This is a genomic window from Mediterraneibacter flintii (assembly GCF_055387595.1).
The window spans coordinates 581,245-593,481 of record NZ_AP031405.1; the positions used below are offsets into that span (position 1 = coordinate 581,245).

Genomic DNA, 12,237 nt, shown 5'->3' on the forward strand with positions numbered 1-12,237 from the left:
CAAAATGAAAACAGTAAAAATAGACGAAGCATTTGAAATATCTCAGGTGGTAGCGGGATGCATGCGTGCTGCTGATGCTGGGATGGAAGGGGATACCTTTCTAAGATTTGTAGAAGAGTGTATGGAAATGGGGATCACTACGTTTGACCATGCGCCGGTGTATGGAGGATATACCTGCGAGAAATTATTTGGCGACGCGGTTTTGAGAAAAAAACCAGAGCTGCGGAAAAAAATGCAGATCGTGACAAAGACAGGAATCGTACTTCCGGGAAAAAATGGAAACAAGACGATTTATTATGAATCCTCTAAACAAGAAATCAAAAAAGAGATGGAAGCGTCTCTTGTAAATCTAGGTACGGATTATGTAGACCTCCTGTTGGTACATCGTCCAGATCCATTAGCTGATCCGGCAGAAACAGCAGAAGCGCTGGACACTCTGGTAAAGGAAGGAAAAGTACGTTATATTGGCGTGTCTAATTTCATGCCTTCTCAGGTAGAAATGCTGCAAAGCTATATGAAAAATAAAATTGTGATTAACCAGATAGAATTGTCTGTTAAGAATACAGAAAATTATTTTAACGGCGTGACAGATGATGCATTTACAAGAAGGATGCCGCTTATGGCATGGTCTCCTCTTGGCGGAGGTAGTGTATTTAGTGGAGAAGATGAACAGTCAGTACGCCTACGAAGCGTATTAGAAGAAATCGCGTCCAGATACGGCACGACAATCGATACGATCATGTATGCATGGCTGTTTATCCATCCTGTCAGAATCGCGGCAATTACCGGTACAATGCAGACGGACAGAATGAAAAAAGCTGTGGAGGCTTTAGAGATAAAACTTTCCTATGATGAATGGTATCAGATTTTGGAGGCATCCAGAGGATTTCCTGTACCGTAGAGAAATGTATGGCTTATAAGATGAGCGTTTAAAGTGGTGAGGAAACGCTTTATGAAACTGGATTGGAGGAAGAATGGAAATGAAAAAGATTAGATTTGGACTGATTGGTTCCGGCTGGAGAGCAGAATTTTATATCCGCATTGCAAAAGCGCTGCCGCAGCAGTTTGAATTGACGAAAGTTCTGATACGGGACAAGAAAAAGGGAGAGCAGTTTAAAAAGGTCCATGATGTGGAGGTTGTACAGACAATAGAAGAACTGGAGGCAGACCATCCCGATTATGTGGTACTTGCCATCAAGCGTGGGATTATTTCCGGATATCTTCCGAAGCTTTTTGAAAAAGGGATTCCGGTTTTGTGTGAGACACCGCCGGGAGAAGATATAGAGGCGCTGAACAGTGTCTGGAAAGCATATGAAAAATATCAGGCAAAAATTCAGGTCGCAGAGCAGTATTTTGTACAGCCATTATATGCAGCATGGGAAAAGGTGATCAAAGAAGGGAAAATCGGAAGAGTAGAGAATATTAACGTCTCTGCTCTACATGGGTATCATGGAGCGAGCATCATCCGCAGATTTTTAAATGCAGGCTTTGAGAATGTAGTGATATATGGAAAAAGGTTCTGGTTTGATGTGACAGAGACATATGGACGTGACGGAATGATATTTGACGGAGAAGTATTCCAGTGTTCTAGAGATCGCCTGACGCTGGAGTTTGACAATGGGACAGTGGCCTATTTTGACTTTTCAGATCCGGCACAGTATCATTCTTTTATCCGTACCCGCCAGTTGACTGTGCAGGGAGTACGCGGGGAGATTGATGATATGACAATTCGTTATCTGACAGAAGAAAATATACCTGTTACCCAGGAATTAAACAGGATTGACTTAGGTGTTTATGGAAATCAGGAGTGGGCGCATTATGGAATTATGCTGGGAGAAGAATTCTTATATAAAAATCCATTTAAAAATGCCCGATTTAATGATGACGAGATTGCAGTTGCGACATGTATGATGAAGATGGGAGAATATGTAAAGACAGGACAAGAATTTTACAGTTTAAGGGAAGCGCTGCAAGATATGTATATTTCCCTTAAAATGGACGAAGCGCTGGCAAATCCAAATAAAGAAATCAGAACAGAGACACAAATCTGGGCGAAATAGGAGGAAATGATATGAAAAATCAGATTATGCTTATTACCTATGGGGACAGCCTGGGAAAGAACTTTCAGGAGATGGAACAGATTTTAGAAAAGCATTATCAGGGTGCAATAGGAAGTATCCATATTCTTCCTTTTTTTCCTTCTTCCGCAGACAGGGGATTTGCTCCAGAGAGGTATGATGAAGTCGATAAGAAATTCGGAGACTTTACAGATCTTGAACGAATCGGGAAAAAATATGACCTCATGTATGATTTCATGGTGAATCATATTTCTGCACATTCACCGTATTATATGGATTTTAAAGAGAAAAAAGAGGATTCCGCGTATAAAGATTTTTTTATACGTTATAAAGATTTTTGGGAAAACGGGGAACCGACACAGGAGCAGGTAGACAAAATTTATAAAAGAAAACCGAAGGCACCCTATGTAAATCTGACCTTTTCAGACGGCACGACCGAAAAGATCTGGTGTACATTTGGGGAAGAACAGATCGATCTGGATGTGAACAGTCCTCATGTAAAAGAGTTTATCGAACAGACCGTGCGGTTTATGTGTGAACACGGCGCGGGGATTATTCGCTTGGATGCTTTTGCTTATGCGGTGAAGGAACCGGATACAAGCTGCTTTTTTGTGGAACCGAAGATGTGGGATTTGCTCTATGAAATTGAGGCAGTGGCAAAAGAGTATCATGTAGATATTTTGCCGGAGATCCATGAACATTATACCATCCAGCTTAAGATCGCAGAAAAAGGATTCTGGGTTTATGACTTTGCATTGCCGATGTTGGTTCTGCATGCACTTTACACACACAGAGGAGACCGGCTGCAGCATTGGCTTACGATTTGTCCGCGCAAGCAGATGACGACGCTGGACACTCACGATGGGATTGGGGTAGTCGATGTGGTTGATTTGCTGTCTCCTGAGGAAATAGAAGAGACGAAAGAATTGCTTTACACAAAAGGAGCGAATGTAAAGAAAAAATACAGCAGTGAGGAATACAATAATCTAGATATTTACCAGATTAACTGTAGTTATTATTCTGCTCTCGGCAATAATGACGACGCATATCTGCTGGCAAGGGCAATTCAGTTTTTCGCTCCAGGGATTCCACAGGTATATTATGTAGGTATGCTTGCGGGAGAAAATGATCTGGAGCTTCTAGAACAGACAAAAGAGGGACGCAATATTAACCGGCATTATTATACAGCAAAGGAAGTAGAAGAGAATCTGAAACGTCCAGTCGTAGAAAGATTACGGGATTTGATGAGGTTTAGGAATACCTGTCCGGCTTTTGACGGGGAGTGTATTTGCGAAAGTGAAGGAGATAAACTGATAATCACGAGAAAAAGTAAAGATGCAGAGGCGGTGCTGAAAGCAGATTTGAGTACATATCATTTTGAGATCGAAGTGAAATAAAAGATAAGCCTGTAACGTACAGAAAAATAGACGGAGCTGCCGCATCTATGATTAAGAAATCATAGGTACGGCAGCTCTATACTGTTTGAGGAATATTTATTTTGTTTTATGGTGGCGCTTCTGGATGTAAAGTATTGTACCGATCCATACGATAGCTGCCATAAGCATTACCCCAATCCAAAGGGGAAGATTACTGCTGTCTCCGGTATGCGGACTGCCTGCCTCGCCTGCGCTGGAAATATTCTTGTCGGGTTCAGCTTGTACAGGCTTCTTTTCCAATGCAGTAATTGCCTCTTCAATCGCCTTGGCCATAGCGTCTACTTCATCTTGTTCCGTAATGTTCTTGCCATATACGACAGAGTTAATTGCCGCTTCTACCTTGGAAAAATCCGTATATTCGTCCTTATTCAAGGACTCTGCTTTTTTTATCGCTTCTGCCACCTTGTCATAGCTGGCAGGTTTATATTCCAACGCCGAAACTGCGTCTAAAATAGCCTGCGCCATTTTGTCTACTTCAGCCTGCTCTAATTTACTCTTATTCCAGTCAACCGCTTCGAGCGCTTGTGTGACGTCCGCATAATTTGTATACAGTTCTGCGTTTAATGCCTGGGCTGTTTTTACCGCTTCCTCAACCGCCTTATAATTTGCAGGAATGTTCTGCTCATCCCAATCAAAGGTTGGATGCTTTATTCCAATAACCCAATTTACATTTTGGTGCGCATTAGCTTTCAAAGCCTCTAACAAGGCAGTGTCTTTGAAATCTTTCACAGAGCTGCCGCAAGTATCAATAATTGTTGGATTACTTTCTAAATTTATGATGGCTGGCGGCCAGTTATCTGCACTATCCGGCCAATAGCAATTCTGCGGTGCGCCTGATTCTGTATTATACATAATCCAGGTAGGCGGATTGCCTTCTCCGGATTTTGTATATGCATTTTCTATCTGGCTTGTTGCTGCCATGCAGTTATTGAGCACTACATCTCCCGTACCGTTCTGCGATATATAGTGATAGCCCAGAATTCCTCCCGTCAGACTGGATTTGCCGATTTCCACATCACTGTCTTCTGAAAATAGTATTTTTCCGTTAAAATAACAGTCGGAAATGAAACCGTTTTGATCATCGGTATGAACCCATGCACCTATAATTCCACCAATCGCATGTCCCGTCCAACTTGTCACATAATCGATGATTGTCGCGGAAGAAGAACATCCGATTACGTTTGTACTGCCTTGTGCAAGACCTATCACGCCTCCTACATTACTACCGCCAAGCGGAGTTGTTGTCAAAGTTCCGGAAACGGAGCAGCTTATAATTGTTGCCTGACTTGTCTGGCAGGCAAGAATACCGGCATACATCTCACTAGTATTGACGACAGTTGCATCGGTCACATGAAGGTTAGAAATTGTTCCGCCTGTAACACCGCCAAATAGCCCCAGCTGGTTATGCACTTTTTGGGTGGTTGTCGTCATGTTTTTGATTTCATGCCCCTGACCGTCAAAATTTCCATAAAAAGCAGTACCATCAGACGCAGTAGGCAGATTTCCTATCGCGGTCCATTCATGCCCGCCCAGATCCAAATCCTTTTGCAGATAAAAAGTCTTGCCCGCAAAATCTGCCCCCTCTCCTGAATTTACAATTTCCGCCAACCCCGCAAGCTGTTCCGCTGTCGCAATTTCATAACTGTCCTTGACATCACTAGAATCAAACCATGAGGTATCAGCTGTACCATCCCAAGTATCTGTTTCATTTTCTGCCGCAAGAGTGGTCATTGGAATCAAAGTAAACAGCAGGCAGAAAGCGAACAGAGAGCTTAGAAATTTTCGTTTTGTTTTCATTATTTCCCTCTCTTTTCAAATATGTATTTGACTGTTGATATAAATTTATGCAACACAAAAAGGCGCATCCCGCCCGCAGTAAAACGAACAGAATACGCTTTTCAAATATATGTAATATTTAAGCTTGACAGGAAAAAAGGACACAATTATACTGCGCTTGCTTGCTTGCTTGCTTGCTTGCTTGCTTGCTTGCTTGCTTGCTTGCTTGCTTGCTTGCTTGCGGCCAGAATTGGCTCTTTTTCTCCATCATTGTCAAGACTCCTTTTCAAATATAATTATATATATTACAACATATAATCTGGAAGTTTTCAAGAGATTATGGTTTAGATTTCGTTAGGTTCCTCTATGTCTGATTCATTTTCACATATAGAAAAAATAAATACTTTTTCCAAACTAGAGACTGCGGCGTTTCATAATAAGATAGAAACGGAACGGGAATGATATATCTTAAAAGACATACCGTAATCCAATCCCTTCGGGAGGGCGGGTTTCGCCCGATAAGGTATACCCTAAAGGGCATACCGTAATACATTCCCTTCGGGAGGACGGGCTTCGCCCGATAAGGTATAGAAAAGTGCAGGAGGAAATGAATATGCTACATGAGGAAAAAGAAGAAAAATGGTTACTAGAGTTTCAGAGGCATATGGAAGAGGAGGAAAAGAGCAGTGCTACAATTGAAAAATACGAAAGGGATGTACGAAAATTTCTGAGTTTTCGAAATGACAGGGAGATAAGTAAAACGCTGACATTGGAATATAAGGAGCATCTGATACAGAACTATGCAGTTTCCAGTGTGAATTCTATGCTTGCTGCAATGAACAGTTTTTTGAGATTCATAAGGATGGCACATTGCTGTGTGAAACAACTGAAGGTACAGCGTCAAGTATACTGCATGGCAGAGAACGAGCTTACAAAAGCAGAGTATATACGGCTTGTAAAAGCAGCAAGAGAAAAGAAGAACAGGAGGTTAAGTCTGATACTTGAGACAATCTGCGGGACAGGAATACGGGTGAGTGAATTAAAATATATTACGATAGAAGCGGTAAAGAAGGGCAAAGCAGTTGTGACCTGTAAGAATAAAACAAGAGTTGTGCTGCTGCCTGTGCAGCTTCAGAAAAAATTACGACAGTATGCGAAGGGGAAAAATATATTTACAGGCAGCTTATTTATCACCAGGACAGGGCGAGAGATGAATCGCTGTAATATTTGGAAGGAGATGAAGCTGCTGTGTGAGAAGGCAAAAGTACTGCCTGGAAAAGTATTTCCACATAATCTCAGACATTTGTTCGCAAGAACTTTTTATAAAATAGAACATGACATTGTAAAATTAGCAGATCTATTAGGACACAGCAGTATTAATACAACACGTATATACACAGTAGCAACTGGAAAAGAACATCAGCAGAAATTAGAAGAAATGAGTTTGATTTTATAAGATAAAAAATAAAAGGTAATAATATTGAGATTTATTACATAATTGTCATTATGTAATAAATTTCTCTCTATGAGCCACATAATTGTCATTATGTAGCATTTTATATCTCATATTTTATTCTAAAAGAACTAGATAAGATTTGCAAGCGGTAAATCTAGATACAGTATTTTTCTTAAAAATAATCAAAGTTTAAAGAATTACATGCCAAATAGACTTTTCTATGTTTGTAGAAAGGAAAAGTCTTATTTGCTACGTTTAAAATAAAGAATTCTGATATTCTTCAACGATTTGAAAAGGAAACAAAATAGAATATCGCCCTCTTTTTTACATAAATTACAACATAATGACAATTATGTGATAAAAGGAGTGTAAAAATGTTAAAACAAAAATGGAAAAAAGTATTAAGGGGAATGTTTTTTAGCGTTATACTTCTGGCTTTTAGCATATCTGTGTATGCAGAAGAGCCAGATACCTCTGTGGCAGAAACAAAGGTTTCTTCCTATGAAATGCTCAAAAAAGCTGTAGAAGAATCGCAGGGAGAGACGGTATTGACAGTCGGCAGTGATATTGTTCTGGAGGAACCGATAACAATTAAGGCGGGACAAAATATTACACTTGTGGATGACGGAGTAGCAAGGAGAATATCTACAGATTCCCAGAACAAGGCAGATAGGGCATTTGAAGTTGAAGCAGGAGGAAAATTTACAATAAAAACAAGCATTCCAGGGCGAAATGATTTATTAGTGATAGACGGACAGAATTTCGATATGCCGGGAGGAGCATTTGAGGAAGGGCAGATTATTACATGTAGTGGTCAGTTTGTGTTAGAAGGAGGTACGATTGAGAACAGCAACTGTGATACGGCGCGGTCAGGGGCAATTGTTGTTTCGGGAGAAGAAGCGTTCTTTCATATGACAGGTGGACTGGTAAGAAATAATTTTTATGAGAATCAGTACGGTGGTATCATAAGAGTCTCCTGCGGTGCTACATTTAACATGGAAGGCGGAAGTATTTCTGGAAATGATACATATCCGGGCGGGCAGGTGAATAATGCGACTATTTATGTTGCGGCAAAAGAAGGAAACTCTAGCTTTCAGATGAATGGCGGAGAAATTAGCGAAAATCATGGCTTTTTTGGTGGTGTATTTCTGGGAGAATGGCTCAGTCCCGACTATGTTTCTATTGCTTCCATGGAAATGAATGGCGGAAAAATTATGAATAATAAAGCTGAGAGATTTGGCGGCGGTATTATGGTATGTGGACAGGCGTCTTTGATTATGGAAGGTGGAGAAATATCCGGCAATGAGGCGCTGATAGGCGGAGGAATCGCGGCATATGATCTGTATTATGCCAGAGGTGGTTCTGGAAATTATGATATAGAGACGTGGAAACAATTTTTTCCGGCAGAGTTTGTTATGAATGGGGGAACAATATCTGGAAACAAAGCGTTTGATGGCGATGAAGAAAATGACGGAGGCTGTGGCGGCGGAATATATATTGGATCTGACAGTGTAGTGCTTAACGCAGGTTATATTACCAACAATACTGCACAGAGGCAGGGCGGCGGAGTGTATGTCGGTTCAGTACCCTATACATTACATATGTACAATACACTTGTCACAGAAAATACAGCAACGATTTTAGGTGGCGGCTTATGGTTCTGTCCTACCGGAGATGCCCATAATACCGTGACAAACGGAGGGGCAATTTTTGGAAATACGGCCAGGTCAGAGTCAGGGGTTGAGACAGAGGCGGCAGGAGATGACTTTGCTGCGGTACCCCAGGAAGGGAAAGAGCATTTCGTCACACTGGCAGATCGTATGCTTGGCGGCGGTGAAGCGGCATGGTATAAGGATGGCGGCGTGTTATCTACGGAACCGGATAAAGGAAATGTATTGGGAGAACCAGATGGCTCCGCCAGATATGATGAAGCGAATTCGGGAGATAGAATTACAGAAATTAAAGATAACAAAGATGGAATTGCACTGAAGTCTGTTGTATCAGAATCGGCGGCGCAGTTGGCACGAATGGAAGCAAAATTGTTTGTGACAGGGAATACGGCGCCGCGCGGAGGGGGAATCGGTTCAAACGGAGCGATTATTATCGGGACACCGCAGGATGAGTGGAGTTTGGATGTAATAAAAGCATGGGCAGATGAAATTCCTGAGGATGCGAAAAAAGAAGTTACGGTACGGCTTACGATTGGAGATTACGAATTGGACACAGTGACTCTGAATCAGACAAATGGCTGGAAGGCTTCATTTACCCAGCTTCCGAATCCGGATTCACTAAGCGAAGGATTAACAATTACTGCAATAGAAGAAGGAAATGAATATATTGCAGATTATACAGAGGTATCGAAGGATGGAGAAAATAAGAGGCTGGAACTTACGATCACGAATCATTTAAAACCTTCAGGGAACCTTATTGTTTCGAAAGAAGTGATAGAAGGAGATAAAGATAAGGAATTTCCATTTACGGTAGTATTGGGAGATACAACAATCAATGGAATATATAACGATATGGAGTTTAAAGACGGAATAGCGCAATTTACATTAAAGGATGGAGAAAGCAAAACGGCGATTGGGCTTCCGGCAGGAATCACTTATACGGTGGAGGAACAGGAAAATGAGGAATATACGGTGACAAAGGACGGAGATACAGGGATTATACCAAAGGGAGATACGGCATATGCACTCTTTAAGAATAAGAGGATTCATGGTACGGATACACCGGGGGAGAATCCTGAAGATCCAAAAGAAAGCTTAAAAAGTACAGATAAAACAAATAGCCCTAAGACGGGGGATGACTTTGGAGTATACATAGCTTTGGCAGTGACGGCAGCAAGTATATGCCTTATAGCAGGAAGCCTGTATATCAGAAAGAAAAAACAACTCTAAAGGGAACACCGTAATACATTCCCTTCGGGAGGACGGACTTCGCCCGATAAGGTATACCCCAAAGGGCATACCGTAATACATTCCCTTCGGGAGGGCGGACTTCGCCCGATAAGGTATACCCCAAAGGGCATACCGTAATACATTCCCTTCGGGAGGACGGGCTTTGCCCGATAAGGTATAAATAACAAGTGAAAAAGCTTCTTTCAGATGCGAAGAAATATTCTGTAAAAGCAGGGTAAGTACGTATCTGAAAGGAGCTTATATTTTATGGGACCAAGAGCTGTTCACAGTATATTTTATGATTCATTTGCATTTCTGTCAGGGGCAGCATCTACAAGGATAAGATTTTCTACGGTAAAATCGGGCCTTTTATTCGTTATCAGAGTCGCAACGTCTAGCCCAGAAAATGTATAAAGGCGTTTTAAGCCAAACTTAGAGTGATCACATAGAATATAACTTTTACTACAACGTTTAAGAACACTTTTTTTGATTGCCGCATCATGCTCGTTGCGTGTCGTATATCCTGCATATTCATCCAAGCCGCTGGTTCCAAGAAATGCTAAATCAAAATTCAGATTAGCGAGCTGCCCACTGGTTTCAGAACTCATAATAGCAGAAGAACCAAAATTGATATAGCCATTTGGCACATACGTTTTAATGTTTTTCTGTGCTAGTGTTTGGAAATTATTAATTCCATTTGTCACTACGGTTATATTGTGCGCTGTGATATATTCTACAATAAAGGAGGTTGTAGAACCCGCGTCAAGAAAGATACAGTCATTATCTTTAATCATTGAAGCGGCATGCTGCGACAAAGCACGTTTTACATCGACCCCTCTTTTAAAATTCAAGATATAATCATCCTGCCAATGTGCATTTTCATTTGTCTCGTGTGCCACTGTACTTGCGCCGCCCCACAGTCTTTTAATCATATTCTGGTTTTCCATTTTTACTAGGTCTCTGCGTATCGTTGTCTCGCTGACTGATAGCATAGAGGCAAGTTCCTGTACAGAGAGAGAACCTGATTTGCTCAAAATTTCTTCAATTTTTTCCCATCTTTTTTCTACTTTCATTGCTTATCCCCGTTTATTTTGATTTGAGCCTCCATTTAATACCAGCAGTTATGCATAGATGTATATGATATGATACCAGAAGCAAAAGACTACAGATTTTCTGAATGAAACATAAGCCTTTTTGAACATAAAATTTGATTAAATGAAGTCTCGTTAAGGTCAGTATAATATTCAAAAAGCGAAAAGTCAACTTAAACACATTAAAAATGATTGAAAAAGTGATTGAAAATAGATTTAAATGAATAAAATGGTTAAAATGATAAAATTATGATTGAAAAATGATAAAAATGATTGACAAATGAACTTAAAAAGATTATATTTAGACTAAATAAAAGAGGACGTAAAGTTTGGAGGAGGAATATGAACAATTATGTTACACAATTAAATTTAGGACAGATAAGACTACTGTTCGGAATAGGTGTGGTAAAAGAGACACCGGCAGAATTGAGAAGAGTGGATGTGAAATATCCATTTATTGTAACAGATCGGTTTTTACGGGAAGGAGGACTACTAAGCTCCTTGATAAAAATACTTACAGAGGAAAACTACAGGTTTGAAGTGTTTGACAAGGTGACGCCGGATCCGGGAGGAAGTATTGTAGATGAAGCAGTAGCATATCTGAAACAAAAAGAATGTGACTGTGTGATTGGCTTCGGGGGAGGCAGTGTGATGGATGTGGCAAAATGTGTGGCGGCCATGGCAGTAAATGAGGGAAAATTAATGGATTATGACCACGCAAATTCAGCGCATAAAGAATTTACAAAAAGCAGCCTGGCACTGATACAGATTCCGACTACGTCAGGGACTGGTTCAGAGATGAGCCCATATGCAGTAATTACAAATGAACAGGAGGGTAGAAAGGCAACAATTGGTTCGCCAATGCTGTTGAGCAGAATAGCATTAGTAGATCCAGAGTTGGTAAAAAATCTTCCAAAAGGGGCGACCGCTTCGACTGGTATGGATGCACTGACACACTGCATAGAAAGTTACACTACAAAGAAATCATTGGAAACACCAAACCCGATTATAGATGCACTGGCTTTAAAAGGAATTCATTACTTATATAAGAACTTGTACAAAGCATACAGGGAGGGAAGTAATTTATCCGTACGCGAGAAGGTAATGTGGGGAAGTGTTATCGGGGGAATTGTGCTTCAGTATGGTTCAGGGGCTAGTCATGGTTTGGGAAATGTATTAGGTGGAGAGTATCATGTTCCGCATGGAACAGCAGTAGGGATGTTGTTGCCGTATGTCATGGAATTTAACAAAGATGTCTGTGGCAGACGATATGGAGAGATAGCAGACGAGCTAGGATTAAAAAGTGTAGAAGAATTGATACAGAGAATGAAAGAATTAAAAGAAAATCTGGAAATACCGACACTTTTACATTATGTAAAAGATACCAATGAGATTAGCAGATTGGCACAGCTAGCTGTTTTAGACAAATGTACTAGGATTAACGGAAAGAAAATAGAACCGGCAGATGCCGAATCTATCTATAAAAAAGCATTATAAGGA

General features: G+C 40.7%; 9 protein-coding genes. 6 read left to right on the plus strand and 3 right to left on the minus strand.

The genetic code is table 11. The annotated features are described in order from the left end of the window. The first annotated feature begins 4 nt into the window (after nucleotides 1-4). From ACZ5C4_RS02725 to gtfA, 3 genes are all read left to right on the plus strand, one after another. Nucleotides 5-901, plus strand: a complete 897-nt coding sequence (locus ACZ5C4_RS02725) for an aldo/keto reductase (RefSeq protein ID WP_464519685.1) — start codon at nucleotides 5-7, stop codon at nucleotides 899-901. Nucleotides 902-980: 79 nt separating this feature from the next. Beyond that, nucleotides 981-2,060 carry a Gfo/Idh/MocA family protein gene (locus ACZ5C4_RS02730; protein ID WP_464519686.1) on the plus strand — a complete coding sequence of 360 codons (1,080 nt, stop codon included), beginning with the start codon at nucleotides 981-983 and terminating at the stop codon, nucleotides 2,058-2,060. 11 nt (nucleotides 2,061-2,071) lie between these two features. Further along, nucleotides 2,072-3,475, plus strand: coding sequence for a sucrose phosphorylase (gene gtfA, locus ACZ5C4_RS02735; RefSeq protein WP_464519687.1), 1,404 nt, complete (start codon nucleotides 2,072-2,074; stop codon nucleotides 3,473-3,475). A 96-nt stretch (nucleotides 3,476-3,571) separates the two neighbouring features. Here gtfA and ACZ5C4_RS02740 read toward each other — a convergent pair whose 3' ends face one another. Both ACZ5C4_RS02740 and ACZ5C4_RS02745 read right to left on the minus strand, forming a co-directional pair. Beyond that, a complete protein-coding gene (locus ACZ5C4_RS02740; RefSeq protein WP_464519688.1) occupies nucleotides 3,572-5,311 on the minus strand; it encodes a hypothetical protein in 1,740 nt (579 codons plus the stop codon). 118 nt (nucleotides 5,312-5,429) lie between these two features. Beyond that, nucleotides 5,430-5,561, minus strand: coding sequence for a hypothetical protein (locus ACZ5C4_RS02745; RefSeq protein WP_464519689.1), 132 nt, complete (start codon nucleotides 5,559-5,561; stop codon nucleotides 5,430-5,432). Between the two features lie 342 nt (nucleotides 5,562-5,903). Here ACZ5C4_RS02745 and ACZ5C4_RS02750 point away from each other — a divergent pair, with 342 nt between their 5' ends. Both ACZ5C4_RS02750 and ACZ5C4_RS02755 read left to right on the plus strand, forming a co-directional pair. Continuing rightward, nucleotides 5,904-6,746: a tyrosine-type recombinase/integrase gene (locus tag ACZ5C4_RS02750; protein WP_464519690.1), complete on the plus strand. Its 843-nt coding sequence runs from the start codon at nucleotides 5,904-5,906 to the stop codon at nucleotides 6,744-6,746. Between the two features lie 374 nt (nucleotides 6,747-7,120). Next, a complete protein-coding gene (locus ACZ5C4_RS02755) occupies nucleotides 7,121-9,646 on the plus strand; it encodes a DUF7601 domain-containing protein (protein WP_464519691.1) in 2,526 nt (841 codons plus the stop codon). Between the two features lie 296 nt (nucleotides 9,647-9,942). Here the strand turns inward: ACZ5C4_RS02755 and ACZ5C4_RS02760 are convergent, their stop codons facing one another. Beyond that, nucleotides 9,943-10,719: a DeoR/GlpR family DNA-binding transcription regulator gene (locus ACZ5C4_RS02760; protein ID WP_464519692.1), complete on the minus strand. Its 777-nt coding sequence runs from the start codon at nucleotides 10,717-10,719 to the stop codon at nucleotides 9,943-9,945. A 360-nt stretch (nucleotides 10,720-11,079) separates the two neighbouring features. Between ACZ5C4_RS02760 and ACZ5C4_RS02765 the strand changes: the two genes are divergently transcribed. Further along, nucleotides 11,080-12,234, plus strand: coding sequence for an iron-containing alcohol dehydrogenase (locus tag ACZ5C4_RS02765; RefSeq protein ID WP_464519693.1), 1,155 nt, complete (start codon nucleotides 11,080-11,082; stop codon nucleotides 12,232-12,234). The last annotated feature ends 3 nt before the right edge of the window (nucleotides 12,235-12,237 follow it).

Coding starts and splice junctions, on each gene's coding strand:
- ACZ5C4_RS02725 (WP_464519685.1), top strand. CDS start 5: ATGAAAACAGTAAAAATAGACGAAGCATTTGAAATATCTCAGGTGGTA.
- ACZ5C4_RS02730 (WP_464519686.1), top strand. CDS start 981: ATGAAAAAGATTAGATTTGGACTGATTGGTTCCGGCTGGAGAGCAGAA.
- gtfA (WP_464519687.1), top strand. CDS start 2,072: ATGAAAAATCAGATTATGCTTATTACCTATGGGGACAGCCTGGGAAAG.
- ACZ5C4_RS02740 (WP_464519688.1), bottom strand. CDS start 5,311: ATGAAAACAAAACGAAAATTTCTAAGCTCTCTGTTCGCTTTCTGCCTG.
- ACZ5C4_RS02745 (WP_464519689.1), bottom strand. CDS start 5,561: ATGATGGAGAAAAAGAGCCAATTCTGGCCGCAAGCAAGCAAGCAAGCA.
- ACZ5C4_RS02750 (WP_464519690.1), top strand. CDS start 5,904: ATGCTACATGAGGAAAAAGAAGAAAAATGGTTACTAGAGTTTCAGAGG.
- ACZ5C4_RS02755 (WP_464519691.1), top strand. CDS start 7,121: ATGTTAAAACAAAAATGGAAAAAAGTATTAAGGGGAATGTTTTTTAGC.
- ACZ5C4_RS02760 (WP_464519692.1), bottom strand. CDS start 10,719: ATGAAAGTAGAAAAAAGATGGGAAAAAATTGAAGAAATTTTGAGCAAA.
- ACZ5C4_RS02765 (WP_464519693.1), top strand. CDS start 11,080: ATGAACAATTATGTTACACAATTAAATTTAGGACAGATAAGACTACTG.